Source organism: Pseudomonas sp. PDM22 (genome assembly GCF_014851965.1).
Taxonomy (GTDB): domain Bacteria; phylum Pseudomonadota; class Gammaproteobacteria; order Pseudomonadales; family Pseudomonadaceae; genus Pseudomonas.
This window is the reverse complement of the sequence record NZ_JACVAR010000010.1, coordinates 188,971-214,194: the sequence shown is the minus strand read 5'-3', so window position 1 is coordinate 214,194 and position 25,224 is coordinate 188,971. Positions and strand designations below refer to the sequence as shown.

Annotated in this window: 26 protein-coding genes; 15 read left to right on the top strand and 11 right to left on the bottom strand. The window is 67.5% G+C overall.

What is annotated here, in order from left to right; all coding sequences use genetic code 11:
* Nucleotides 1-34 precede the first annotated feature (34 nt).
* Both IB255_RS28410 and IB255_RS28405 read left to right on the top strand, forming a co-directional pair.
* Nucleotides 35-286 carry a type II toxin-antitoxin system HicA family toxin gene (locus IB255_RS28410; RefSeq protein ID WP_015475462.1) on the top strand — a complete coding sequence of 84 codons (252 nt, stop codon included), beginning with the start codon at nt 35-37 and terminating at the stop codon, nt 284-286.
* Complete coding sequence (locus IB255_RS28405) at nt 283-624, top strand: type II toxin-antitoxin system HicB family antitoxin (protein WP_081517187.1); 342 nt, start codon at nt 283-285, stop codon at nt 622-624. The genes IB255_RS28410 and IB255_RS28405 overlap by 4 nt, the downstream gene beginning before the upstream one ends.
* 80 nt (nt 625-704) lie before the next feature.
* Here IB255_RS28405 and IB255_RS28400 read toward each other — a convergent pair whose 3' ends face one another.
* Nucleotides 705-1,181: a Bro-N domain-containing protein gene (locus IB255_RS28400; protein ID WP_192211181.1), complete on the bottom strand. Its 477-nt coding sequence runs from the start codon at nt 1,179-1,181 to the stop codon at nt 705-707.
* A gap of 557 nt (nt 1,182-1,738) precedes the next feature.
* On the opposite strand from IB255_RS28400, the gene amn reads away from it, so the two are divergent.
* The 3 genes from amn to IB255_RS28385 all read left to right on the top strand — a co-directional run bounded on the left by amn (nt 1,739) and on the right by IB255_RS28385 (nt 4,876).
* The gene (amn, locus tag IB255_RS28395) at nt 1,739-3,214 is read left to right on the top strand and encodes an AMP nucleosidase (RefSeq protein WP_138212040.1); all 1,476 of its coding nucleotides are present in this window, start codon (nt 1,739-1,741) and stop codon (nt 3,212-3,214) included.
* A gap of 205 nt (nt 3,215-3,419) precedes the next feature.
* Nucleotides 3,420-4,196 carry a deoxyribose-phosphate aldolase gene (deoC, locus tag IB255_RS28390; protein ID WP_192211180.1) on the top strand — a complete coding sequence of 259 codons (777 nt, stop codon included), beginning with the start codon at nt 3,420-3,422 and terminating at the stop codon, nt 4,194-4,196.
* A 116-nt stretch (nt 4,197-4,312) separates the two neighbouring features.
* A complete protein-coding gene (locus IB255_RS28385) occupies nt 4,313-4,876 on the top strand; it encodes a hypothetical protein (RefSeq protein ID WP_151189327.1) in 564 nt (187 codons plus the stop codon).
* A 145-nt stretch (nt 4,877-5,021) separates the two neighbouring features.
* On the opposite strand, the gene IB255_RS28380 is transcribed toward IB255_RS28385, so the two are convergent.
* Nucleotides 5,022-6,074: an MBL fold metallo-hydrolase gene (locus IB255_RS28380; protein ID WP_192211198.1), complete on the bottom strand. Its 1,053-nt coding sequence runs from the start codon at nt 6,072-6,074 to the stop codon at nt 5,022-5,024.
* Nucleotides 6,075-6,214: 140 nt separating this feature from the next.
* Here IB255_RS28380 and IB255_RS28375 point away from each other — a divergent pair, with 140 nt between their 5' ends.
* Complete coding sequence (locus tag IB255_RS28375) at nt 6,215-6,781, top strand: pseudouridine synthase (protein WP_192211197.1); 567 nt, start codon at nt 6,215-6,217, stop codon at nt 6,779-6,781.
* Nucleotides 6,782-6,802: 21 nt separating this feature from the next.
* Here IB255_RS28375 and IB255_RS28370 read toward each other — a convergent pair whose 3' ends face one another.
* Both IB255_RS28370 and IB255_RS28365 read right to left on the bottom strand, forming a co-directional pair.
* Entirely contained in the window at nt 6,803-7,006 is a 204-nt protein-coding gene (locus IB255_RS28370) for a DUF2788 domain-containing protein (RefSeq protein ID WP_015475469.1), read from the bottom strand.
* 551 nt (nt 7,007-7,557) lie between these two features.
* A complete protein-coding gene (locus IB255_RS28365) occupies nt 7,558-8,037 on the bottom strand; it encodes an Lrp/AsnC family transcriptional regulator (protein ID WP_017521771.1) in 480 nt (159 codons plus the stop codon).
* 440 nt (nt 8,038-8,477) lie between these two features.
* Here IB255_RS28365 and IB255_RS30885 point away from each other — a divergent pair, with 440 nt between their 5' ends.
* The gene (locus IB255_RS30885; protein WP_081517194.1) at nt 8,478-9,677 is read left to right on the top strand and encodes a DUF6515 family protein; all 1,200 of its coding nucleotides are present in this window, start codon (nt 8,478-8,480) and stop codon (nt 9,675-9,677) included.
* Nucleotides 9,678-9,683: 6 nt separating this feature from the next.
* Here IB255_RS30885 and IB255_RS28355 read toward each other — a convergent pair whose 3' ends face one another.
* The 3 genes from IB255_RS28355 to IB255_RS28345 are packed head-to-tail and all read right to left on the bottom strand — an operon-like array spanning nt 9,684 to nt 11,510.
* Nucleotides 9,684-10,580, bottom strand: a complete 897-nt coding sequence (locus tag IB255_RS28355; RefSeq protein WP_192211179.1) for a cation diffusion facilitator family transporter — start codon at nt 10,578-10,580, stop codon at nt 9,684-9,686.
* Nucleotides 10,580-11,092 carry a DinB family protein gene (locus tag IB255_RS28350; protein WP_081517196.1) on the bottom strand — a complete coding sequence of 171 codons (513 nt, stop codon included), beginning with the start codon at nt 11,090-11,092 and terminating at the stop codon, nt 10,580-10,582. Before IB255_RS28350 ends, IB255_RS28355 begins: the two co-directional genes overlap by 1 nt.
* A 1-nt stretch (nt 11,093) precedes the next feature.
* Nucleotides 11,094-11,510: a polyribonucleotide nucleotidyltransferase gene (locus tag IB255_RS28345; protein ID WP_081517197.1), complete on the bottom strand. Its 417-nt coding sequence runs from the start codon at nt 11,508-11,510 to the stop codon at nt 11,094-11,096.
* 193 nt (nt 11,511-11,703) lie between these two features.
* On the opposite strand from IB255_RS28345, the gene hrpB reads away from it, so the two are divergent.
* Entirely contained in the window at nt 11,704-14,235 is a 2,532-nt protein-coding gene (gene hrpB, locus IB255_RS28340; RefSeq protein ID WP_081517198.1) for an ATP-dependent helicase HrpB, read from the top strand.
* Nucleotides 14,236-14,322: 87 nt separating this feature from the next.
* Here the strand turns inward: hrpB and IB255_RS28335 are convergent, their stop codons facing one another.
* Nucleotides 14,323-15,087 carry a substrate-binding periplasmic protein gene (locus IB255_RS28335; RefSeq protein WP_081517199.1) on the bottom strand — a complete coding sequence of 255 codons (765 nt, stop codon included), beginning with the start codon at nt 15,085-15,087 and terminating at the stop codon, nt 14,323-14,325.
* Nucleotides 15,088-15,191: 104 nt separating this feature from the next.
* Nucleotides 15,192-16,274 (bottom strand): endonuclease/exonuclease/phosphatase family protein, encoded by a 1,083-nt coding sequence (locus IB255_RS28330; protein WP_081517200.1) that lies wholly within the window; start codon nt 16,272-16,274, stop codon nt 15,192-15,194.
* Between the two features lie 153 nt (nt 16,275-16,427).
* Here IB255_RS28330 and IB255_RS28325 point away from each other — a divergent pair, with 153 nt between their 5' ends.
* Nucleotides 16,428-17,264, top strand: coding sequence for an SDR family oxidoreductase (locus IB255_RS28325; RefSeq protein ID WP_081517201.1), 837 nt, complete (start codon nt 16,428-16,430; stop codon nt 17,262-17,264).
* Nucleotides 17,265-17,401: 137 nt separating this feature from the next.
* On the opposite strand, the gene IB255_RS28320 is transcribed toward IB255_RS28325, so the two are convergent.
* On the bottom strand, nt 17,402-17,833 hold the full coding sequence (locus IB255_RS28320; RefSeq protein WP_081517202.1) for a VOC family protein: 432 nt from the start codon (nt 17,831-17,833) through the stop codon (nt 17,402-17,404).
* 102 nt (nt 17,834-17,935) lie between these two features.
* On the bottom strand, nt 17,936-18,586 hold the full coding sequence (locus tag IB255_RS28315; RefSeq protein ID WP_081517203.1) for a YciC family protein: 651 nt from the start codon (nt 18,584-18,586) through the stop codon (nt 17,936-17,938).
* Between the two features lie 157 nt (nt 18,587-18,743).
* Between IB255_RS28315 and IB255_RS28310 the strand changes: the two genes are divergently transcribed.
* The 6 genes from IB255_RS28310 to IB255_RS28285 all read left to right on the top strand — a co-directional run bounded on the left by IB255_RS28310 (nt 18,744) and on the right by IB255_RS28285 (nt 25,178).
* Nucleotides 18,744-19,493 (top strand): DUF2076 domain-containing protein, encoded by a 750-nt coding sequence (locus IB255_RS28310; protein ID WP_081517204.1) that lies wholly within the window; start codon nt 18,744-18,746, stop codon nt 19,491-19,493.
* A 93-nt stretch (nt 19,494-19,586) separates the two neighbouring features.
* Nucleotides 19,587-20,063 carry an NYN domain-containing protein gene (locus IB255_RS28305; protein WP_081517205.1) on the top strand — a complete coding sequence of 159 codons (477 nt, stop codon included), beginning with the start codon at nt 19,587-19,589 and terminating at the stop codon, nt 20,061-20,063.
* A 50-nt stretch (nt 20,064-20,113) separates the two neighbouring features.
* The gene (locus tag IB255_RS28300) at nt 20,114-21,496 is read left to right on the top strand and encodes a DEAD/DEAH box helicase (RefSeq protein WP_081518148.1); all 1,383 of its coding nucleotides are present in this window, start codon (nt 20,114-20,116) and stop codon (nt 21,494-21,496) included.
* A 169-nt stretch (nt 21,497-21,665) separates the two neighbouring features.
* Nucleotides 21,666-22,484, top strand: coding sequence for a helix-turn-helix transcriptional regulator (locus IB255_RS28295; RefSeq protein ID WP_151189338.1), 819 nt, complete (start codon nt 21,666-21,668; stop codon nt 22,482-22,484).
* A gap of 385 nt (nt 22,485-22,869) precedes the next feature.
* Nucleotides 22,870-23,985, top strand: a complete 1,116-nt coding sequence (locus IB255_RS28290; protein WP_081517207.1) for an ABC transporter ATP-binding protein — start codon at nt 22,870-22,872, stop codon at nt 23,983-23,985.
* Between the two features lie 50 nt (nt 23,986-24,035).
* Nucleotides 24,036-25,178, top strand: a complete 1,143-nt coding sequence (locus tag IB255_RS28285) for an ABC transporter substrate-binding protein (RefSeq protein WP_081517208.1) — start codon at nt 24,036-24,038, stop codon at nt 25,176-25,178.
* Nucleotides 25,179-25,224 lie beyond the last annotated feature (46 nt).

The following is a 25,224-nucleotide window of genomic DNA, read 5'->3' as shown; positions in this document are numbered from 1 at the left end:
CTGCAACTAAAATTAGTTGCAGCTGGGGGAGGGTATGTCTCAGCACGAGAAGCTGCTGGCCAAACTGCTGAACAGGCAGGCTGTGTTCACCTGGCAGGAGTTGGTTGTGCTGCTGGGTGGGCTGGGTTATCGCAAGCTCGAAGGCGATGGAAGCCGGGTCAAGTTCGACAACGGCGATCCTTGCGCGATGATCAATCTGCACAAGCCCCATCCCGGCAATGAATTGAAGGCCTATGCCAGGCGCCAGGTGATCGAGCACCTGAAAAGCGGAGGACTGATACGATGAACAACCTGCTGCAGCACCGCGGCTATTACGGGTCCATCGAGGCCAGCCCGGAAGACAACTGCCTGTTCGGCAAGCTGCTGTTCATCCGCGCCCTGATCAATTACGAAGGCGACACCGTCGCCGAGCTGGCCGGCTCGTTCAGGGCAGCGGTCGACGACTACCTGGCTGATTGCGCTGTCAGGGGCGTCGAGCCGGAAATCCCCTGCAAGGGCTCCTTCAACGTACGCGTAGGCCACGAACTGCACATGGCGGCGAGCATCGCCGCCATCCAGCAGAACATCACCTTGAACGACCTGACGCGTCGCGCCCTGAGTGAGTACATCCAACAGCACGCCTGACAGCTTCGTAGGGCGCATAACGCGTCAGCGCTTATCCGCCGGGGAGGTTCCGGCGGATAACCTGTTCCAGGTCATGCGCCCTACGGGAGCGTCAGGCGCCAGCGCAAGGAGCGCCACCAGCCGGAGCGTGGCGCTGTAGCGGTTTTGGGTTGCAGGAGCTGCGGCACGTCGCTGTAGCGGACCCAGAGCTGGTCGTTCCATTCCAGCAGGGCGATGTCGCGGCTTTCCCAGCGCAGCAGGGAGCGGCGTGGGTGCTGGACGGGGAGGGTGGGACCGCGCAGGGCAGGGATGACTTCGTGGGTGATCCACTGCCGCAGGCTGCGGTTTTCCGGGTGACGGAAGCGGCTCAGGAGCATGAAGAAGCCGGCTTCGCTGAGCATCCAGGCATCTTCCTCGCCGGTCTGGGTTTGCAGGCGCAGCGTCTGGCGTAGGTCGGGGTCGATACGGTGAGTGGCATATTGCTCTGCGTCCTTGCCGATCAGGCCTCCCAGGTCGCGGGTGGCGAACCAGGGTTGGTCTTCCAGCATCAGGGCGCGAAGCGAGCGTTGGTGGCGCATGAAAACAGTGGGTGTATGAACGTTAGTGTAGTGTCCATGGGCAGTACTCCAATGATGATTGGGAGCAGCTGCACCCCGTCGCCGTCAATCGAAGGGAGGCAAACCGCGCAGGGTTGACGGACCGGCCCACTGAAACCGGTAGGCCCTGGTACCCAAGGGCCTCCCTGCGCGATTTGCCATTGAGCGCCGCGATGATTAATCGCGGGCACAGAACAACCTACGAAGATGTTCGCCACCTTCGCATGCGTCTGAGGACGCAATCGCGCCAGAGGAGTCAGGCCGTCAAACCCGGCTGCGGGATTGACCGCAGCGCGGCCAATCTAGCGGCGGCGCCTCGATAAACAAGACGCTTCCAGCAGCTTGGGACGGCCCGACAAGCGATATACGAAAATGGAATGCAGTCGTTTCATTCCGGCTGTCATCCGCACTCGCGGTCGCGGATTCTGTCATAGGCTTTCTTCAACCCTTCCGTTCGTCCTGCCGGTTCGGAATCTGTCATCCCTTTCTGTGACGGAAGCAGGCAAGATGGAGCTGATCGTTCAGACAGGATGCCCACCATGAGTCTTACGACTGGCGACGAGTTCTTCGTCGCGCAGACGGCCGAAGAGGCCGTCGATCGACTGGCCGTGCTCCACGAGCGCGCCACCGGCGCCCTGAACCAGGCGCTCAAGCGGTACCTGAAGGACCGCGAAGTCCCCGACGCGCAGCAGCGCGAACAATTCCGCTACCCGCTGCTGCGGGTGACCTACCTGTGCCAGGGCGAAGTGCCCTCGACCACCCGCGCCTACGCCAAGGTCCAGGTGCCCGGCACCTACGCCGTGACCATCACCCAGCCCAAGGCCTTCCGCAAATACCTGCTGGAGCAGCTGCGGCCGCTGATGGAAGACTTCACCGTGCGTGTGGAAGTCGGCGTCAGCGCGCAGAACATTCCGTACCCCTACGTGGTGGAAGGCGGCGACGAACTGGGGGGCTCGGGTGTGACCGCCGCCGAGCTGGCGCGGGTGTTCCCCAGCACCGATCTGTCGGCCACTTCCGATGGTGTAGCGGATGGCCTGTACGAGTGGGAAAACGCCGACCCGATGCCGCTGGCGCTGTTCGATGCCGCGCGCACCGACTTTTCCCTGCGCCGCATGGTGCATTACACCGGCAGCGACTGGCGCCATGTGCAGCCGTGGATTCTGCTGACCAACTACCACCGCTACGTCGACCAGTTCATCCACCTGGGCCTGGAGCGCCTGCGCGACGACCCGCGCTTCGTGCGCATGGTCCTGCCGGGCAACGTGATCATCGAGCGCGGCACGGATGAGGGCGAGGCCAATGCCATCGTCGCCAGCGTCGAGTGGCACCGCTTCCAGATGCCCGCCTATCACCTGATCGCCGAGGACGGCGACGGCGTGACCCTGGTGAACATCGGCGTCGGCCCGTCCAACGCGAAGAACATCACCGACCACCTCGCCGTGTTGCGTCCGCACTGCTGGCTGATGGTCGGCCACTGTGGCGGCCTGCGCCAGTCGCAGACCATTGGCGACTACGTGCTGGCCCACGCCTACATGCGCCGCGACGGCATCCTTGACCGCGTGCTGCCGCCGCACATCCCGATCCCGGCGCTGGCCGAGGTGCAGTTGGCGCTGCAGGAAGCCGCCGCGCTGGTGACTGGCGAGCGCGGCGACCAGCTCAAGCGTCGACTACGCACCGGCACCGTGCTGACCTACGACGACCGCAACTGGGAGCTGCACTGGGCCCAGGAGCGCCCGCTGATCAACCTGGCGCGTGCCATCGCGGTGGACATGGAAAGTGGCACTATCGCCGCGCAGGGTTACCGCCTGCGCGTGCCGTACGGCACGCTGCTGTGTGTGTCGGACAAACCGCTGCACAGCGAGATCAAGCTGCCCGGCGCCGCCACGGCCTTCTACCAGCGCGCGGTGAGCCAGCACCTGTCCATCGGCGTTGCCGCCGTCGACCTGCTGCGCACCCAGCTCAACTCGCTGCACTCGCGCAAGCTGCGCAGCTTCGACGAGCCACCGTTCCGCTGATCTGCGACAGGGCGCGGAGCGCCTGCCGGGGCGATGGTGGTTGCCCTGGCTGCCGTGTAGGGCGCATAACGCGCCAGCGTTATCCGCCGTGGTGGTTCCGGCGGATAACCTGTTCCAGGTTATGCGCCCTACGGCCTTGATGGTGTGCTGGTGATTTGTTGCCCGCGCAGGCGGGGCTGAAGAAAGCCGATGGAGAGTGTTGCCGATGACCGATCCTCGCAAGACCCCGGCGGGCCGCGTGCTCGCCCTGCTGGACCTGACTTCGCTGAATGCTGGCGATGACCTGCAAAGCACAGTGGACCTCTGCCGCCGCGCGCTGACGCCCTACGGCGAAGTGGCGGCGGTGTGCGTGTGGCCGAAGCTGGCGCACGTCGCCCGGCGTACGCTCAATACGCTGGGTGGGCGCGACGTGCGGGTCGCCAGCGTATGCAACTTCCCCGGTGGCAACGCGCCGCTGGCCGATGTGGTGGAGGAGGTGCGCAAGACCCTCGCCGAGGGCGCCGACGAGATCGACCTGGTCTACCCCTGGCGCAAGCTCAAGGCTGGTCAGGAGACCGGTGCGGTGGAGCTGATCCGCACCTGCAAGACGCTGTGCGGGCCCTACCACCGGCTCAAGGTGATCCTGGAAACCGGTGAGCTGGCCGACCCGGAACTGATCCGCACGGCCTGCCGCGAAGCCATTGCCGGCGGCGCCGACTTCCTCAAGACCAGCACTGGCAAGGCGACGGTGAACGCCACGCCCGAAGCCGTGCGGGTGATGCTCGAAACCATCGAGGAGGAGGGTGGCAAGGTCGGCCTGAAAGTCTCCGGCGGCCTGCGCACTCTGGCCGATGCGCAGGTGTACCAGAAGCTGGCGGAGGAGCGTTTCGGCGCCGGCTGGATCAAGTCGGAGCATCTGCGTTTCGGCGCTTCCGCGCTGCTCGACGACCTGCTGTGTGAACTGAGCGGCGAGGCGAAGCCGATCTCCACGCGGGACTATTGAGCGCGCCGCGTTGACGCCGCCCCGGGCGAGCCTAGAATGCTCGCCTTTCGCGCCACGGGGAACCGTGGCGCGTCCCTCCGGTCGGACCTTCGCCGACCTTTTCCGCTGGTGATTCCATGCCGTTCCGCGCCCCCTCGCACCTCACCAACCCGCTGCGCCGTTTCGCCCGCCGACTGGTGGACAACGGCATGCCCGAAGTCGCCGCGCCACTGCCGCTGCCCGACAGCATCGCCGGCGAACCCTGGTTCTCCGTGGGCAAGGCAGTGGAAGGTCTGGGCGGCGAGCGAGTGGATGGCTGGTGCCTGGAAGAGTGGCCGGGCCTGGCCTTGCGCGCCCGTTTCAGCGCCTGCTGGCGCGACGCCCAGGGCCGCTTGTGGAACGTGCTGCCGGGCGGCGAAGCCATCGCCTTCCTGCCTGATCCGAAACGTCGCTACGAAGGCGTGCCGGTCGCCGAACAGCTTCACGCGCTGGAGCGTGACGAGTTGCTGGAGGATTACCTCTGGCTCAGCCGTGAACTGAGCAAACCGCAGATGGACGACGAGCGCCGGGAAGTCCGCGACGCCATGCGTCAGCGCCTGGAAAGCTGGCTGGAGCTGGGCGGCCGCGGCGACAAGCCGTGTCCGTGCAACAGCGGAAAGCGTTATCGCAACTGCTGCAGCAAGCGGGTGCGGGAGAACTGAGGCCGCTCTTCGTAGGAGCGCGCTTTGAGGTGCCGGCGCTGGGGTCGACCAGTCGAGGACAGAGTCCGCTCCTGCGCTAGAGGGACAGCGCCGGCTTTCCCTTGTGGGAGCGGGCCATGCCCGCGATCGCGCGCATGGCGCGCTCCTACAGGGAACTGTCTGGCATCGGTGGAACGAGCCACTGCTCCCCCGGCTTCGGCGCGCGGAAACGCTCCGCCGCTACGCCACGTTGTTGCAGCGCCGCTGCCAGGTCGCTGACCGGCGTGAACTGACCTTCGTCGCTCAGGCGGAAGGTGCCAAAGTGGATCGCCATGCTGCACTGCGAGTCGAGGTGCTGGTGCGCCTGCACTGCGTCGTCCGGGTTCATGTGGTGGTGGCGCATGAACCAACGCGGCTCGTAGGCGCCGATAGGCAGGGCGGCGAAGCGCATGGGGCCGAAGCGCTCGTGCATCAGGCCGAACTCTTCGCCCAGCCCGGTATCGCCGGGGAACAGCAGCGGGCCGTCCGGCGACTCCAGCACGAAGCCCATCCACAGCGTGCGGTTGGTGTCGCGCCGCGAGCGCGCCGACCAGTGCTGCGCCGGCACGCCGGTGAGCAGCATGCCTTCGGGCATCGGCAGGCTCTGCCACCAGTCCAGCTCGACGATATCGGTGAAGCCGCACGCTCGGATCAGCTCGCCATTGCCCAGGCCGGTCACCACCTTGGCGGAGGGGAAGCGCCGCGCCAGCTCGCGAAGGCTGTGGATATCCAGGTGGTCGTAGTGGTTGTGGCTGACCAGGATCAGGTTGATCGGCGGCAGCTCGTCCAGCGCCAGGCCCGGCGGATGCACACGCTTGGGACCGGCGAAGCTGAACGGGCTGGTGCGCTCGCACCAGAGCGGGTCGGTGAGGATGTTCAGGCCGCGGTGCTGGATCAGCAGGGTGGCATGGTTGATGTAGGTGACGCGCAGTTCGTCGCCTTCGACGCGGGCCGGCGTCTCCGGACGGGTATCCGGGCCGGGCTGGGCGATCCACTCCTGCTGACGGCCGCGCTCGCGCTGCCACTTGAGGAAGGCGCGCAGGCCGTTGTGCGGTTGGCGGTCGAGGTTATGGAAGCGGGCGCCGTCGAAATGCGCCGTCTGCGGGCCGCGATAGCGGGCGCCGAGGCGACCGCTGAGGTTCTGCAAGGTGATCAGCCAGGTGGGATGGCTCATGGGCATGCTCTTGCGGTGGGGGCTTTGCACAACCTAGCATGCCGGGCATTCCTCGCACCCCATCCTCGGTTACCAGTCTTTTCGCCATGCCCCGTCCTCCGCGTCCCGCCAATCGTCGTCCAGCCACCCGCCCCGCGCCTCGCCGCGTGGCCAAGGCGCCGCCGGCGCAACCCAGGCTGATCCTGCTGAACAAGCCGTTCGACGTACTGACGCAGTTCAACGACAACGAGGGCCGCGCGACGCTGAAGGATTTCGTCGACGTGCCGGGCATCTACCCGGCCGGCCGCCTGGACCGTGACAGCGAAGGCCTGTTGCTGCTGACCAACGACGGCCGCCTGCAGGCGCGCATCGCCGATCCGAAGCACAAGCTGCCGAAGACGTACTGGGTGCAGGTGGAGGGCGAGCCGAGCGACGAGCAGCTCGACCAGCTGCGCAAGGGCGTGCAGCTCAATGACGGCCCGACCCTGCCGGCCGAAGCCCGGCGGCTGGAGGAGCCGCCGCTGTGGGAGCGCGACCCGCCGGTGCGCTTCCGCAAGTCGGTGCCCACCGCCTGGCTGGAACTGGTGATCCGCGAGGGGCGCAACCGCCAGGTGCGGCGGATGACGGCGGCGGTCGGCCTGCCCACGCTGCGCCTGGTGCGCGTGCGCATCGGGCCGTGGCAGCTGGATGGCCTGCAGCCGGGGCAGTGGCGGGAAGTCAGCCCCGAGCTCTGAGGCTTGGGGCAGGGCGCGGGGTCAGAAGCCGCCTTCGAGCCCGGCGACGACCACGGACTTGATCAGGAAGCCGAGTACGCCCAGGCCCAGTGCGAAGAACAGCACCATGGTGCCCATGCGGCCGGCCTTGGACTTCTTGGCGAGGTCCCAGACGATGAAGGCCATGAACAGGATCAGGCCGGTCACCAGGCCATACATCATCCAGTCTTCGAAACTTTCGTTCATTACAGCTCCTGCCCGGTGCGGAGGGTGTCCGAGGGACGCCGGGACGCGGTGGTGGTGAAGAAGGCGCGCATTATACGCATGCGGCGCTTTGTCGTTCAGAGCCGTTCATAAAGTGATCAGTTCCTGCTGCGGGATGGGCGGATTGCCCCGGAAATTGCCGCGGCGCGCCGGCTGGCGGGGGAAATCTGCGGTATCGATTTCGTTTGGCGGGAGCAGGGGTGCGATGCTGTGTCGCAGGGTGGCGTCGGCCTTGCCGACGGATCGCGGGCGTGGCCCGCTCCTACAGATTGGCGCCGGTATTTCCCGGTTAGGTAGGAGCAACTGTCTTTCCCTGGTAGTTCCGTGTTTGTGCTTTCCCCCTCACCCCAGCCCTCTCCCTCAGGGAGAGGGAGCAAGTCGTGCCGGCTGACGCTGTGGTTTCATCCGGCACCGAACGGTCCCCTCTCCCCCTGGGAGAGAGTTAGGGTGAGGGCCGATCCGAGCACAGATCTATCCGGTAGGAGCGGGCCATGTCCGCGATGGGGGTGGGACCGCGCAGGTCGCGAGCTGGCTCAGACCCGAAGGTGATCCAGCGGCAGCTCGGTGCTCGCCATCACATTGCGCAGCACGAAGCTCGACCGCACGCTGGTCACTCCCTCGATGCGGGTCAGGGTGCCGAGCAGGAAGTGCTGGTAGTGTTCCATGTCCGGCACCATCACCTTGAGCTGGTAGTCTGCGTCCATGCCGGTCACCAGGCTGCATTCCAGCACCTCGGGGCACTTGCCGATGATCTGCTGGAAGTGCTCGAAACGCTCCGGCGTGTGACGGTCCATGCCGATCAGCACGAAGGCGGTGAGGCTCAGGCCGAGCTTCTTGCTGTCCAGCAGGGCGACCTGGCGGACGATGTAGCCGTCGTCCTCGAGCTGCTTGACCCGCCGCGAGCAGGGGGAAGGCGACAGGCCGATGCGTTCGGCCAGCTCCTGATTGGAGATGCGTGCGTCGCGTTGCAGTTCGGCAAGAATTCGCAGGTCGTAGCGGTCCAGCTTGTCCATGAAAGCCTCATATTTCTATTGAATTGCGCTTGTGGCGTAATTTTTAGGTATTTGTTGCTCAGGTGGTGCCTGTATGAGCAATCTTAGCAATCATTTTCCCGCTCTGTCGCTTTACTATTTCTTCCAGATTCACAGCCCGGACATCACGTCCCCAGCGATCCGCCCAATCAGGCGCTTCGCGGCCCGCCGACCCAACAGGATCGCGCCGGCCACCGGGCTACGCACTGCCCAGAAGGCGGAGCGAGGTGAGCCGGCGCCAACAGCGACGAGCAGGACGAGATTCCGGAAGGGAGGCTGACGAGCCTCCCTTTTTTCTTGCCCGCGATTTGCCCCGCCATCTTTACCCTGACTTTACCCAGCGCCCCGCAATGGCGGCTTTGCGCCGTGGTCTATGGCAATGTCACATCACGGTTTTCGGCCGTTGCCGAAGTGAGGAATCCATGAAGTCGGGCATCGGGCGGTTCGCCTCGTTCGCTGTGCTTTCTCTGGCCGTCGCGGTCCAGGCGCTGGCGGCCGAAGGTCCCGATATGCAGGGCCATCCATCCGCGAACGGCGGTGGCGGGCAGTCCCAGGGGCGTCCGCAGGGCAACAATGGCGGCCAGGAGCACGGGCGTCCGCAGGGCGGCAACGGCGGGCAGTGGCAAGGCCGCCCACAGGGCAGCAATGGCGACCGTGAGCACGGGCGTCCGCAGGGCAACAATGGCGGTCAGTGGCAGGGCCGTCCGCAGGGCAACAACGGCGGTCAGTGGCAGGGGCGTCCGCAGGGCAACAATGGCGGGCAGTGGCAGGGCCATCAGCAAGGCAACAATGGCGGTCAGTGGCAGGGCCGTCCGCAGGGCAACAACGGCGGTCAGTGGCAGGGCCATCCGCAGGGTAACAATGGCGATCAGTGGCAGGGCCGTCCGCAGGGCAATAACGGCGGTCAGTGGCAGGGGCGTGCGCAGGGCAACAACGGCGGGCAGTGGCAGGGACGTCCGCCGGGCAGCAACGGCGGCCAGTGGCAAGGTCGTCCGCAAGGCAGCGACCACGGCCACGATCACGGCAGCCCCGGCTGGCAGGGCGGCAACCGTCCGCCATCGGCAGGCTGGCAGGGCCGCCCGCCGCCTTCCCACGGCAACTGGGGCCCGCATCCGTCCTACTGGCGGCCGGGCTATGTGGTCAACGCCATGCCGAGCGGGCATTACCGTGTGCCCTATCGCGGCAGCGACTACTACTTCAACGATGGCTACTGGTATCGCCCCTACGGCTCACGCTATGTGGTGGTGACGCCGCCCTACGGTGTGCGCGTGCGCTACCTGCCGTCCTACGCCGAGCAGGTGTGGATCGGCAGCATCGGCTACTTCCTCGCGGCTGGCACCTACTACCTGTGGCAAGCCGGCTCGCAGGATTACGAAGTGGTGGAGCCGCCGCAGCAGGTGGCCAGCGTGGCGCAATCGGCTTATGACGTGATGGCTTACCCGATGTACAACCAGGGCCCGGACCAGCAGGCCCGCGATCGCTATGAATGCCACCGCTGGGCCGCCGACCAGAGCGGCTTCGACCCGGCCCTGGCGAGCTATGCGCCGCCGGCCTACGTCGCCGACAACTACCGCCGCGCCCTGGGCGCCTGCCTGAGCGGGCGCGGCTACAGCGTCAACTGATGTTCTCTAGCTGATGGTCTCTTTGCCCACCACTTCCTGCGGGTCGGCGTGCACCAGCACCTCGGCCCGCGGGAATTCCCTGTGGATCGCCAGCACCGCCTCGTCGCACAGATGATGCGCCTTCGACAGTGACAGCTCGCCGGGCAGCTCCAGGTGCAGCTGGACGAACCAGTGCGTGCCGGAAATCCGCGTACGCAGGTCGTGGGCGCCGAGCACGCCGGGCACTTCGCGCACCAGTTCGAGCATGCGCGTGCTGACGTCCGGCGGCAGCTCCTCGTCCATCAGCACCGCGACGGATTCGCGGGCGATCTGGAAGGAGCTCCAGAGGATGTAGAAGGCGATGCCCAGGCCGAAGATGGCGTCCATCTGCTGCCAGCCGAACTGCGCCAGGAGCAGCGCCACCAGGATGCTGCTGTTGAGCAGCAGGTCCGAGCGATAGTGCAGCGAATCCGCGCGGATGGCGTTGGAGCCGGTGATCTTCACCACGTAGCCCTGCACCAGCAGCAAGCCGGCGGTGAGCGCCAGCGACAGGATCATCACGGCGACGCCCCAGCCCACGGCTTCCACCGGTTCCGGATGCTGCAGGCGGTCGATGGCCTGGGTGCCGACCAGCACGGCGCTGACCGCGATGAACAGCGCCTGGGCCAGCCCCGACAGCGATTCCGCCTTGCCGTGGCCGTAGCGGTGGTCGTCGTCCGCGGGGCGGATGGCGTAGTGCACCGCCAGCAGGTTGAGGAAGGATGCGGCGCCGTCGAGCAGCGAGTCGGTGAGGCCGGCCAGCAGGCTGACTGAGCCGCTGAGCCACCAGGCGATGGCCTTGGCGACGATCAGGGTGGTGGCGACGCCGAGCGACGCAAAGGTCGCCAGCCGCATCAGGTGGGCGTGGCTGGCGTGCTTGAGCATCAGGTGTCCAGGCGGTTGGGCAGGAAGTAGATGTAGTCCAGCAGCGGCGCCTTGTGGCCCAGCGCGGTGAGCGCGGCGCTCATCTGCCCGCGGTGGTGGGTGCCGTGGTTGACCAGGTGCTGGACGATGTTCGCCAGGCTCTGGCGATGTTCCTGCCCGGCCATGTTGCGGTAGTCCAGTTGGGTGCCGAGGGTGGCGTCGCTCTGCTTGCTCAGCCACAGGCGCCAGGCGCCGACACCGTCACCCAGGAAGTCGGCGAGGCCGGCGCGGTCCGGCGCGGCCTCGGCGTCGAGGCGTTCGAACTGCCAGGGCTCTCGCTGCACACGGGCGAACCAGATGCGATCGACCACCGCGAGGTGGTTGAGGGTGCCGTGCAGGCTGCCGAAGAACAGCCCGCGCGGTGCGCGATAGGCCTCTTCATCCAGCGGCGCGACGGCCTCCAGGATTCGTTCGTAGGCCCACTGGTGGTACGCCAGGAGTTGCTGAAGGTGTGAAGCGAGAGCGCCGTGCATATCAGGCCTCCGGGCGCAGGCCCAGGCTGGCGAGTTGTTGGAGGTCGCCGCTGCGCTGGATCAGACGCGGATCGTCCAGGGGCAGGCTGCGGCCGGTTTCACGCTCGAGGATCGCCTTGAGTTTAGCCTTGTCCACGGTGCCGTCTTCGCTCACGGCATCCTTGAGCTTTTCAGGCGCGACCGAGTACTTCTCGTCGGGCAGGTAGATCGCGCCGGTGGCGAAGTCTACGCCGAAGGCGATCAGGCCCGGGATGATGTAGAACAACAGTCCGACGGCGTCCAGGGCAGCGACTGCCGGGTCGATGCGGCCGTCGATCTGGCCGCGGCGATCAGGGTAGAACAGGGTGCCGCAGGCCGTCAGCTGGCTGAACAGGGCGGCGCTCAGAACTGCACAGGAGACTCGGGTGGCAAGACGCATGAAAAAACCTCCGGGAGGATGATGCGGACAACTATATCAACGAGCTTGCTGTCGCTGCTGGCAGATTCGCACTAGCCAGCGTTCTGCTTGCTTCTATGACTGCCGAGTTGGCACCGTGGTTCGCCCGCTATAATCGCCGCCCCCCGCGTAGTCCGGGTTACCGCCTTATGAAATTCGAGTTCCAGGAGCCGGCATGAACGCCCTTCCCATCGACAGCGTCCTTCCCGCCCTGCGCCAGGCCCTGGCCGGGCGCCACGAGGTGGTGCTGGAGGCGCCGCCCGGCGCCGGCAAGACCACCCGCGTGCCGCTGGCGCTGCTGGATGAGGCGTGGCTGGGCGGGCAGTCGATCCTGATGCTGGAACCGCGCCGCCTGGCCGCTCGCGCCGCCGCTGAAAGATTGGCCGCAGAGCTGGGCGAGAAGGTCGGCGAGACCGTTGGCTACCGCATCCGCCTGGACAGCAAGGTCGGCTCCAGGACGCGCATCGAGGTGGTCACCGAGGGCATCCTCGCCCGCCGTCTGCAGGATGACCCGGCGCTGGAGGGCGTGGGGCTGGTGATCTTCGATGAATTCCACGAGCGCTCACTGGATGCCGATCTGGCGCTGGCGCTCACCCTCAATGGCCGCGCACTGCTGCGCGACGAGCCACCGCTCAAGGTGCTGGTGATGTCGGCCACGCTGGAAGGCGATCGCCTCTCCGCGCTGCTGGACGACGCGCCGGTGGTGCGCAGCGAGGGGCGCATGTTCCCGGTGGCTATTCGCTGGGGCCGGCCGTGGCAGGCCGGCGAGTTCATCGAGCCGCGCGTGGTGCAGACGGTGCAGCAGGCGCTGGCCGACGAGCCCGGCAGCCTGCTGGTGTTCCTGCCCGGCCAGGCGGAGATTCGCCGCGTCGCCGAGCAGTTGGGCGAGACCCTGGCCGGCCGCTCCGATGTCCTGCTCTGCCCGCTGCACGGCGAACTCGACCTCGACGCCCAGCGTGCCGCCATCGAACCCGCGCCGGCGGGCAAGCGCAAGGTGGTGCTGGCGACCAACATCGCCGAGACCAGCCTGACCATCGACGGCGTGCGCGTCGTCGTGGACGCCGGGCTGGCGCGGGTACCGCGCTTCGATCCGGGCAGTGGCATGACCCGCCTGGAAACCCAGCGCATCTCCCGCGCCTCCGCCACCCAGCGCGCCGGCCGTGCCGGACGTTTGGAACCGGGCGCCTGCTACCGCCTGTGGTCCGAGGCGCAGCACGATCAACTGCCGGCCTATGGCGCGGCGGAAATTCTCCAGGCCGATCTGGCCGGCCTCGCCCTGCAGCTGGCGCGCTGGGGTGTCGCCCCGCAGGAGCTGGCCTGGCTCGACCTGCCGCCCGCCGCCGCTTATGCACAGGCCCAGGACCTGCTGGAGCGCCTCGGCGCGCTGGCTTCCCGCGCCGGTGGCGGCAGCCTCACGCCCCACGGTCAGGCCATGGCCGAAGTGCCGGCGCACCCGCGTATCGCCCATCTGCTGCTGCGCGGCCATGCGCTGGGGCTGGGGCAGCTGGCCTGCGATCTGGCCGCCTTGCTCGGCGAGCGCGACATCCTGCGTGGCAGCGACGCCGACCTGCATCACCGCATCGCCTTGCTGGCCGGCGAGCAGAACGGCCCGCGCGCCAGCCGGGGCGCGGTGCAGCGCGTGCGCCAGCTGGCGCGACAGTTCAAGGGCTACCTGCGCGGCCCGGCCCGCGAGCCGGTGGCCGACCCCGATCATCCGCGCTGGTTGGGCGGCCTGCTGGCCTTTGCCTACCCGGACCGCATCGCCCGCCAGCGCCGCGCCGGTGGCGGCGAATATCGCCTGGCCAACGGCCGCGCGGCGCTGTTCGGCGAGCCGGATGCGCTGATGAAGGAAGCCTGGCTGGTGGTCGCCGATCTCGGCAGCCGCCAGGGCCAGCGCGAGGAGCGCATCTATCTGGCGGCGGTGCTGGAGCCGGGGCTGTTCGAGTCGATCCTCGCCGAACAGGTCAGTGTCCATGACGAGTTGGAGTGGGACGAGCGCGAAGGCGTGCTGCGCGCTGAGCGCCAGCGCAAGGTCGGCGAGTTGGTGCTGTCCACCGAGGCGCTGCCCAACCTCGACGCCGAGGCGCGCAGCCGCGCGCTGCTCGGGCTGGTGCGGCGCAAGGGGCTGGAGCTGCTGCCGTGGACGCCGGAGCTGCGCCAGTGGCAGGCGCGCATCGCCTTGCTGCGCCGGCTCGATCTGGAAGGCAAGGGCGAGAGCGAGTGGCCGGACGTCAGCGACGCCGCGCTGCTGGCTTCGCTGGAAGACTGGCTGCTGCCCTTCCTGGGCAAGGTCTCGCGGCTGTCGCACTTCGCCAACCTGGAGCTGAGCGGGATTCTCCACGGGCTGCTGCCCTGGCCGTTGCCGCAGCGGCTGGACGAGCTGGCGCCACGCGCGCTGCAGGTGCCGTCCGGCTCGAATATCCGCCTGGATTACAGCGAGTTTCCCCCGGTGCTCGCCGTGCGCCTGCAGGAGCTGTTCGGCCTGGCCGACACGCCGCGCATTGCCGGTGGGCGGGTGGCGGTGAAGCTGCACCTGCTGTCGCCGGCACAGCGGCCGGTGCAGGTGACCCAGGACCTGGCCAACTTCTGGCGCAGCACCTATGCGGAAGTGAAGAAGGACCTGAAGGGGCGCTATCCGAAGCATTACTGGCCAGATGACCCGCTGATCGCCGAGCCGACGGCGCGGGCCAAGCCGCGCAAGGGCTAGGTTTGGCACAGAGGTGATGTGCCCCCTGTAGGAGCGGGCCGTCTCCGTCGCTTCAGTACGCTCCTGCGCCATTCCCGCCTTACGCAGTCAGGGCAACTTCATCTCGTAACCCGCCGACTGCAGTTCGTCGTAGGCGTGGTCCAGCTGCGCGCGCAGGCCTTCGGCGTCGGGGGCGTGGCGGGAGACGATGAGCTTGGTCGGCACGCTGTACAGGTTGTCGAAGGCCAGCGGCGCCATGTTCAGCTCGCGGCGCGCCTGTTCCACCGGCGTCTGGTAGTCGATCAGGTAGTCGCCGCGACCGCGCTCGAGCATCTGCAGGGCGGCGGTGTGGGTGCTGGTGCGGTGCACTTCCAGCTGCAGTTTCGGGTCGGCCAGCATCTCGGTGATCGGCCGCCAGTAGCTGTAGCCGCTGATCAGGATCACCCGGCTGGTGGTCAGCCCTTCGGGCAATTTCGGCGAGGGGCGGGAGGCCAGGCGATACAGGTTCAGCTCGACGTGCCCCAGCACGCGCTCGCACTCCAGTGTGCTGCCCAGCAGTTCCGGCTTGCCCGGCGCGCCGGCCCAGAGCTGCACGCTGCCGTCCTGCAGGCCCAGGTACAGGCGGGCGCTGGGCAAGGGGCGGAAATCGGCGCGATAACCGGCCTTGAGCAGGATGCGCCGGACCATCTCGGCGCCGCTGCCGCGAGTGCTGCCGTCCGCGGCGGTATAGGTGTAGGGCGGGAATTCGTAGTAGCCGACGGTCAGGGCCGGCAGCGGATGCGGCAGCCGGTCGGCCAGCGTGGGCCGGTCGACGGCGAAGGCGTTGAGGCAGAGCAGGGCGACGATCAGCCCGACGAGACGGCGAAAGTGCATGGATACCCGAAGTGCATGTTGTCGTTGTTATGCGGTGCCGGCCGAGCATGGGGCCGCCGCGCCTCGCTTGTCCAGCCTGGCTCGGCGGCGATGTGCCGCGGCGCTCAGTGGGGCAGCAGGAAGCGCGCGGACAGCGGCAGGTGATTGGATATACGCAGGGTGTCGTGGCTGCGCACGCCGGCATCGAGGCGGTTCAGGCCGGGGCTGTGGAACAGGTAGTCGAGGGTGCGATCGGGCTTGTGCACGCGCGGGTCGTTGGGGAAGTGGGTGTACCACTTCTCCTGGTCGGCGCCGCTGGATTCCTCCACCGCCGGGACCACCGGGAAGCGCGCCGCCAGCAGGTTCAGCTCGCTGTTGGCGCGGTAGGGCGCGCGCAGCACTTCCGGCAGGTAGGGGTACTGGCCCAGCGGCAGCAGGCCGAGGTCGCCGCCCAGCAGCCAGGGGCGGCCGGCAGCCTGCAGGGTGTTCAAGTGGGCTTCGACGGCTTCGACCTGGCGCTGCGGGGTGTCGTCGCCGTTGGGGCGCTCCAGGCGCGTGTTGATCACGCTGAGCTGGCCGCCGCCGCGGATCGGCAGGTCGCTCTGCAGCATCGCCGGCTGCGGGGCGAACAGGTGCAGCAGCGGGATGGACGAGCGCTGCGGCAAAGCGATGCGCTCGCCGCCGCTGATCTGGAAGCGGCTGAAGGTCACCAGCTTGCGCCCGGCGCTGCCGAATACATGCGGGTTGGGATCGAAGCGCGCCTTCCAGTCGAAGGCAGCGGCGGAGCAGGGGTAGAGATCTGTCAGGCGGTCGCCGATCAGCGCCTGCTGGTCCTGCTTGCCGGTGGCGGCGGCGCCGTCGTCGACTTCCTGCAGCAGGACGATGTCCGGCGCTTCGTCGCGGATCACCCGCACCACTTCGTCGAGGCTGTAGGCGATGTCTTCGGCGCTGGGGCTGTCGTCGGGGCCGGTGGTATCGGGCAGGTCGTCCCAGAAGATGTAGCGCTTGCCGGCCAGGTACTGGACGTTCCAGGTCATCACCTTCAGCGCCTGCCCTGGCTGCAGTTGCGGTGCGGGCGCGCGGCACTGTGCGGCGACGGCCTCGCGCTCGGCGGGGTGCCAGGCCAGCAGCCAGGCGGCAGCGGTGACGGCGAGCAGCAGGGCGATGAACAGCACGAAGAGGAAGCGGCGGCGAAGCGAGAGGCTCATGGGTGACCAGGGGCTATGCTTGTTGGGTCCAGAGGATAGTGGCTGTGACTTTGTATTTCACCTCCGTGTTTGATGTGGGAATTATCCTGAAACCTTGTGAGATGTAGTTCGCAAGACGTCGACATCGCGCCCTGCGGGCTTCGGGAGACTGCCATGCCCCGCAAACTCTTCTCCCATTCGACCTACCGGCGCAAGGTGGTGCTGGTCAGCGGCGGCTGTTCCGGCATCGGTCGCGCGCTGGTGCTGCGCTTCGCCCGGGCCGGCGCGCATCCGGTAATCCTCGACCTCGACCAGGCGGCACTGGACAGCCTGGTGCAGCACCTGCGCGAGCACCTGAACGTCGAAGCCCTCGGCCTGCGCTGCGACATCGCCGATGCCGAGGCGGTGGAGCGCGCGGTTGCGCTGGCCGTCGAGCGCTTCGGCGGTATCGACGTGCTGGTGAACAACGCCGGTATCACCCACCGCAGCCTGTTCATCGAGACCGAGCTGGCGGTGTTCCGGCGGGTGATGGCGGTGAACTTCTATGGCGCGCTGCACTGCACCCAGTCGGCGCTGCCCAGCCTGCTGGCGCGGCACGGGCAGATCGTCGTGCTCAGTTCGCTGACCGGCTTCGCCCCGCTGCTCTACCGCAGCGCCTACAACGCCAGCAAGCACGCGCTGCACGGGCTGTTCGACACGCTGCGCATGGAACTGGACGGCACCGGCGTGGCGATCACCCTGGCCTGCCCGGGCTTCACCGCCACCGACCTGCGCAAGAATGCCCTGGTCGGCGACGGCTCGGTGATTCGCCAGCCGGCCGTGGTGCTGGGAGCGGAAGTGGCCTCGCCGCGCGACGTGGCCGAGGCGATCTACCAGGGAGCGCTGCGTCGGCGGCGTTTGCTGGTGCTGTCCAACGTCAACTGGCGGGCGCGACTGCTGGCGCGCTTCTTCCCGCGGCTGTTCGAGAAGCTGCTGGTGCCGAAGATGTCGGGGCTGCGCCCCGGACACTGAACCGGTCCGCGGTAAAACCCGGGACAACTGTAGGAGCGGGCCCTGCCCGCGAGCGCGGACAAGGTCCGCGCCCGTTGCATTGACGCCGTGAGCCCTGCTCATGGATCGCGGGCATGGCCTGCTCCAACAGGTCGAGGTCAGTGGGAGTGGGTATCGAACCCGCCGCCGGCCAGCGCCATGTCCCAGAACGAGGCCTCGATCTTGTGGCCGTCCAGGTCGCGGACGAAGCAGCCGTAGTAAGGGTCGCCATACAGCGGGCGCGGGCCGGGTGCGCCTTCGTCGGTGGCGCCGGCGGCAATCGCGGCGCGGTAGAAGGCGTCCACTTCGTCGCGGGAGTTGGCCATGAAGCCGAAGTGCGTGCCATTGCCGACGCTGGCCGGGTGGCCGTCGATGGGCGTCTGCAGCCAGAACTCGGGGAACACCCGGCCGTAGGCCACGGCGCCGGGGTGCTCCATGATCGGCTGGCAGCCCAGGGTGGGCAGCACGGCGTCGTAGAACGCCTTGGCGCGCAGATAGTCATTGGTGCCGATGGAAATGTGCGAAAGGCAGCTGGGCGGGAAGTCGCTCACGGCGAGTCTCCTTACTCCGGATTTTCGGGGGGTGGGAAGTAGACTCCAGCGTAGAACCCCGGCGTGCGTCGCGCCGGGGGATTTGTTGCGACTTGCTGCCGCTCAGGCGGGCTCGCGGCCGAGCAGGATGAAGATGCGGTAGGCGGCCACCGTCAGCAGCAGCTGGAAGAACCCGCTCAGCGAGTGCAGCGCGACGCTGAGCACCGGCGCGTCCTGGCCGGCCTCGGTGATCCAGCCTTCGGCGATCCATACCGGCGCGAGGATCGCCAGGGAGGTCATCAGCAGCAGGAAGAAGTGCCCGGTGGTCAGGGCGAAGCTTTCGCGCATCGCGTCGATGGGCGCGCGGCCGCGCTGCACCAGGAGGAATTCGGCGAAGGCCAGCTTGATCATCACGAAGATGCCCGGCAGCACCATCAGGTACAGGCCGAGCACGATCAGCAGTGAAGTGATCGCCGAGAGCAGGGCGAAGGCCGGCCACAGCCGCAGCGCCGCGCTCCACAGTTCGCGCACGCTGCGCTGCACGCCTTCGCCGGTGTCGATCATGAAAAGGATCAGGCTGGCGGTGTAGATCGGGTAGAACACCAGGCCCGCGGCCATGCCCCAGGGCGCGAAGTTCTGCGAGCCGGCGGCGACGTTGATCTGCTGCTGGACCAGCGTCTCGATGACAATCCAGGGCAGGCACAGCGGCACCAGGATGCCGAGGTGACGGGAGAAGAAGAACCAGGTGTCGCGGAGGATGGAAAGGGGATTCATCAGTAACCCGATACTGTCCGAGGGCTTCGACTCTAACTTAAGCAAACCCTCAGCTGAAGACGCCAGAATTCTGCGACCGGAACTTGTTTTTTTGCGAGCCGATCCAATGTTGCAGAGGCAATGTTCTGCCGAACCACCCGCTCACTCGAGGCCTGCCATGAATTCCGAAGAGCAATCCCTGATCGATGGTCTGTTCACCCGCCTGCGTGACGCGCAGGCGCAGACCGCGCCACGCGACGCCGACGCCGAGGCCCGGATCAACCGGCACCTGGTGCAGCAACCGGCCGCGCCGTACTACATGGCCCAGGCGATGCTGATCCAGGAAGCGGCGATCAAGCGCCTGGACCAGCGCGTCAAGGAGCTGGAAGCGCAGCAGGCCAGGGCCCAGGAGCAGCGCCCGAGCAGCGGCGGCTTCCTCGCCGGCTTGTTCGGCGGCGGCCAGAGCCCGCAACCGCGCCAGGAGCAGGCGCAGCAGCGCCCGGACGGCTGGGGCCAGACACGCTTCTCGCAACCGGCCGGCGGCAACGCGGCTTACGCGAACAACCTCGGCGCTGGCAACCCGAACGACTTCAGGCCAGCCCAGCCCGTGCAAGCGGCGCCCCAGGGTGGCGGCTTCATGCGCGGCGCCTTGCAGACCGCTGCGGGCGTGGCCGGTGGCGTGATGGTGGCGGACCTGCTGACCAGCATGTTCCACCACAACCAGCCGCAGGAAATCGTCGAGGTGATCCAGGAACAGCCGGTGCAGCCGGAGCCGTCCAGCTTCGACGACGGGCGCGGCGATGACTCGTCCCTGGGCGGCGACCGCTACGCCGACAACGGCTTCAACGATGCGAATTACGACGACAGCGGTAGCTTCGGCGACGATTCGAGCTTCTTCGGCGACGACGACGGCGACCTGTTCAGCTGAGCCGAGCACAGGGTCATCCCGTCCGCCGGGACTGGCGGGGGCGCGCCGCTGTGCCGATAATGCGCCCCCGCTGTTCGAGTTCCGGAGTCACCGTTGAAGACCATCGCCCTGTTCGCCGACGTGCAGAACCTCTACTACACCGTGCGTCAGGCCTACGGCTGCCACTTCAACTACGCGGCGCTGTGGGCCGAGCTGAGTGCCCAGGGCAACATCGTCCAGGCCTACGCCTACGCCATCGACCGCGGCGATGCCAGGCAGCAGCAGTTCCAGCAGATCCTGCGCAAGCTCGGCTTCACCGTGAAGCTCAAGCCCTACATCCAGCGCGCCGACGGCTCGGCCAAGGGTGACTGGGACGTTGGCATCACCATCGACATCCTCGACGCCGCGCCGAACGTGGACGAGGTCGTGCTGGCCTCCGGCGACGGCGATTTCGACCTGCTGCTCGACCGCGTCCGTGCCGGCGGCACCGACGCCACCGCCTACGGCGTGCCGGGCCTCACCGCCCAGGCGCTGATCCGCGCGGCCAGCCGCTACGTGCCCATCGAAGGCGCGCTGCTGCTGCGCTCCTGACCCTTGCGGCTACAATGCCGCCCATTCCGAATCGTTTCTGCGAGCGCTCCATGACCTTCGCCAATCTCGGCCTGATCGATCCCCTCCTGCACGCCCTCGACGGGCTCGGCTACCAGAACCCGACGGCAGTGCAGGCCCAGGCCATCCCGGCCGTGCTCAAGGGGCGCGACCTGCTGGCCGCCGCCCAGACCGGCACCGGCAAGACCGCCGGCTTCGCCCTGCCGCTGCTGCAGAAGCTGCTGCAGGAAGGCCCGCAGGTGGCGGCCAACTCGATCCGCGCGCTGGTGCTGGTGCCGACCCGCGAGCTGGCCGAGCAGGTGCACGAGAGCTTCCGCGCCTATGGCCAGCACGTGCCGTTGCGCACCGCCGTGGCTTACGGCGGGGTCAGCATCAACCCGCAGATGATGAAGCTGCGCAAGGGCGTCGACGTGCTGGTGGCCACGCCAGGCCGCCTGCTCGATCTGTACCGGCAGAACGCGCTGAAATTCACCCAGTTGCAGGTGCTGGTGCTGGACGAGGCCGACCGCATGCTCGATCTGGGCTTCGCCCGCGAACTGGACGAAGTCTTCGCCGCGCTGCCCCGGCGCCGGCAGACCCTGCTGTTCTCCGCGACCTTCTCCGATGCTATCCGCCAGATGGCCCGCACCCTGCTGCGCGACCCGCTGACCATCGACGTGGCGCCGCGCAACACGGCGGCGAAGACGGTGAAGCAGCACCTGCTCACTGTGGACAAGAAGCGCAAGGCCGAGCTGTTCCTGCACCTGTTGCGCGAACAGGGCTGGCGCCAGGCGCTGGTGTTCGCCAAGACCCGCAAGGGCGTCGACGAACTGGTCGACCTGCTGCAGCGCGAAGGCATCCGCGCCGACTCGATTCACGGCGACAAGCCGCAGCCCTCGCGCCTGCGCGCCCTGGCGCGGTTCAAGGCGGGCGAGGTGGACTTCCTCATCGCCACCGATGTCGCTGCGCGCGGCCTGGACATCGAGGAGATGCCGCTGGTGGTCAACTTCGACCTGCCCATCGTCCCCGAGGACTACGTGCACCGCATCGGCCGGACCGGCCGTGCCGGCGCCAGCGGGCAGGCGATCTCGCTGGTCTGCGCCGATGAAGTGCAACAGCTGGCGGCCATCGAGACGCTGATCGGCCAGACCCTGCCGCGCCAGGAGGAGGACGGCTTCGAGGCGGAGCACCGGGTACCCGTCACCGCTCCGGGTGGCCAGATCACCAAGAAGCCGAAGAAGCCCAAGCAACCCAAGGTGCCCGAAGGCAAGCCGGGCAAGGTGCACCTCGGCTCGCTGCTGGACGACAAGCCGCAGGTCAAGGCGGTGCGCAAGGCGCCGGGCTTCGGCCTGGGCGGTAAACCAGCCGCTGGCAAACCTGCTTCCGGCAAATCGTCCGCCGGAAAGCCGGGCGGCAAGGGCGCTCGCCGGCCCTGAGCCGATTCGGCGCGCGCCTGCTTCATCGCGGTGCGCGCCGGAAGCTGAATCGGTCGCTGTCGCCAGGCGTTGCGGGGCCTTGCGGGGTGTGGCGCAAAAGCTGCATTTCCGTGTGGAATCCCGAACGCCTATAGTGTGCCCATCGCGCACACAACAAGAACGACAGCCCATGCGCCACAAGGAACTCAAAGCCTGGACCGGCGGAGTCGCCCATCTGCTCCCGCTGGCCGCCGGTCGTCCGCGCCTGCTCGGCCTCAGCCAGTGGCTGCAGCAGGTCTGCGCGGTGGATAACTTCGTGCTCTTCGTCTACGAAGGCAACCACCGGCCGCTGGACCTGTTCGACACCTTCCCGGCCGACGTCCGCCACGTCTACGTCGAGGACTACCAGGTCGGCCCGTACCTGCTCGATCCCTTCTACCTCGCCTGCACCCGCCACCAGGCGCCGGGGCTGTGGCGCCTGCGGCAGTTCGCGCCGGACCACTTCTACCTGGGCGAGTACTACCAGACGTATTACCAGCAGACCGGCCTGACCGAGGAGATCGCCTTCTTCATCGACCTCGCCGACGGCGCCACCGCCGTGCTCTCGCTGATGCGCAAGACCTCCAGCCCCGCCTACAGCCGCGACGAGATGCAGCTGCTGGAGTGCGCGCGGCCGGTGGTCGAGCAGGTGGTGCGCGAAGCCTGGGAACTGCGCCGCGCGCAGCCGCGCCCGGCGCAGGACCTGGACTACCAGATCCGCGAGGCCTTCGACCAGTTCGGAGCCCAACTGCTCACGCCCCGCGAGCAGGAGATCGTCCAGCTGCTGCTGCGCGGCCACTCCAGCGCCTCGGTCGCCGAGCAGCTGGATATCAGCCCCGGCACGGTGAAGATCCACCGCAAGAACATCTACGCCAAGCTCGGCATCGGCAGCCAGTCGGAGCTGCTCGGGCTGTTCATCCGCGAGCTGGCCGGGCGCGATGCGGCGGGTGGGATGCGTGAGGTTGGCTGAGCCACGCGGCTCTTCGTAGGACCGAGGGGGGCGCCTAGCCCTTGCTCGCGAACCGCCCAACGTCGGATTCGCCGGGGAATCCGTTCGCGAGCAAGCTCGCTCCTACGGTCATGTAGGGCGAATAACGCGCCAGCGTTATCCGCCGTGCCGTCGCTGGCGGATAACCTGTTCCAGGTTATCCGCCCTACAGTCATCGGAAGCTCCGGGCGCCCATGGCAGGAGCGGGCGATGCCCGCGATCGCGCGCATGACGCGCTCCTGCAGGGAGAGTCAGCGCGCGCACCGGGCGATCCAATCCCGACATCTATCCCCCGAGGGATATATACACCCCGAAAGCCCCGTTGCTAGCGTGAGCCCCAACAAGAACAAAGTGGGAGCGCGCGGTGATGGAAAGCGGTCAGGACTTCGATATCGAATTCCGTAACGTGGTCAAGCGCTACGGCAGCGTGCCGGCGGTCAACGGGCTGAGCTTCAAGGTGAAGCGCGGCGCCTTCCATTCCTTCCTCGGCAGCTCCGGCTGCGGCAAGACCACCACCCTGCGGATGATCGCCGGCTTCGAGCAGCCCAGCGAAGGCGAGGTGCTGCTGGCCGGCAAGGCGGTGGCCGGGGTGCCGGCGCACCAGCGTGCGGTGAACATGGTGTTCCAGCATTACGCGCTGTTCCCGCACCTGACGGTGGCCGAGAACATCGCCTACGGCCTGCGCTACCGCACGCCGCGCCCTGACCGTTCGCAGCAGCGCCGGATGGCCGACGAGGCGCTGGAGATGGTGCGCCTGTCCGGCTTCGGCACGCGCAAGCCCCACGAGCTTTCCGGCGGCCAGCAGCAGCGTGTGGCGCTGGCCCGCGCACTGGTGAACAAGCCTACCGTGCTGCTGCTCGACGAGCCGCTGGCCGCACTAGACCGCAAGCTGCGCAAGGAGATGCAGTCGGAGCTGCTGCGCCTGCAACGCGAGGTCGGCATCACCTTCGTGCTGGTCACTCACGATCAGGAAGAAGCGCTGTCGATGAGCGACAGCATCAGCATCATGAAGGACGGCCTGATCATCCAGACCGCCACCCCCGAGGCGCTCTACGAGACCCCGGCGAGCCGCTACGTCGCCGACTTCATCGGCGAGTCCAACCTGTTTTCCGGCACCGTGCGCCGCCTCGATTCAGGCCGCGTGGTGCTGGGCACCCCGGCCGGGCTGGAACTGTGCAGCCCGCCGACGCCCACCGGCCCTGTGCTGGCGCCCCAGGCCGAAGGCTGCATCGCCGTGCGCCCGGAGCTGGTCGGCATCGCCGCCGCCGATTCGGAGCTGCAGCGCGAAGTGCGCCTGAAGGGCCGCGTCGAAGACCGCATCTACCTGGGCAACCTCACTGAATACCGCGTACGCACCGACGCTTTCGGCATCGTCTGCGTGCGCGTGCCGCGCAAGGCCGGCGGCGAGGCGGAAGCCTTCGAGCACGGCGCGCCGGTACAGGTCGGCTGGAACCAGGCCAGCGGCCTGGCCATGGCCCTTTGAGTTCGACGATCCAACCATAACGACAATCAGCAGACAGGCGGGGAGTGACGATGGACAAGAAGAGCTTCATCAAGACGATGCGCAGCTGGGAAAACGGCTCCATCACGCGGCGCGATTTCCTCGGCAAGACCGGCCTCGGGCTGGCGATGGCGGTGGTCGCCGCCAACACTCCCGGCCTGCTCAGCGGCAAGGCCTACGCGGCCGAAGGCAGCAACATCGGTGACCGCCTGGCCCTGGCCACCTGGCCGAACTACCACAGCCAGGAGAACTTCGATGCCTTCGCCAAGGCTACCGGCGCGCGGGTGCAGATGAACGTGTTCGGTTCCAACGAGGAGATGCTCGCCAAATTGCAGGCCGGCGGTAGCGGCTGGGACGTCTTCGTGCCGACCAACTACACCATCAGCACCTACGTGCAGCTCGGGCTGATCGAGCCGCTGGACCTCTCGCGCATCCCCAACTTCGACCCCAAGGCCTTCGAGGAGCGCTTCATGGCCCAGGGAACGGTGGACGGCAAGGTCTACGCGGTGCCGAAGAACTGGGGCACCACCGGCATCGTCTATGACGCCAGCCGTGTGAAGGGCAGCCCGGATTCCTGGAAGCAGTTCTGGGACCTGACATTGACCAGCGCTTCGGGCCGCACCATCGTCCACGACTACCAGCTCACCGCCATCGGCAACGCGCTCAAGTACTACGGCTACAGCTTCAACTCGCTGGACCCGAAGGAACTGGCCGAGGCCGAGAAGCTGCTGATCCAGGCCAAGCCGCACCTGTTCGCGATCAACTCCGACATCCAGCCTTCGCTGCGCAACGGCGACGCCTGGATGGCCATGGCCTGGACCGGTGACGCCTCCCAGCTGCACCGCGACAACCCGGACATGACCTTCGTGCTGGGCAAGGAAGGCGGCGAGATATGGAGCGACTTCTTCGCCATTCCCAAGAGCGCCGAGCACCGCGATGCCGCCTACGCGTTCATCAACTACCTGCTAGACCCGCAGCACAACAAGCTGGAGGTGCTCTCCCACGGCTACCCGAGCGGGGACAAGCGCGTCGATGCGCTGCTCTCCAAGGAGATGCTCGACGACCCGATCATGTACCCGGCGGCCGAGCGCCTGTCGCCGCTGGAGTTCGGCGCCGCGGCGACCCTCACCAGCCCGGCACGCGCCGAACTGATGGCGCGGTTCAAGGCCGCCTGATCAGCAATTCTGGCGCTTGTGCGGAATGCGGCGGATAACGCTGGCG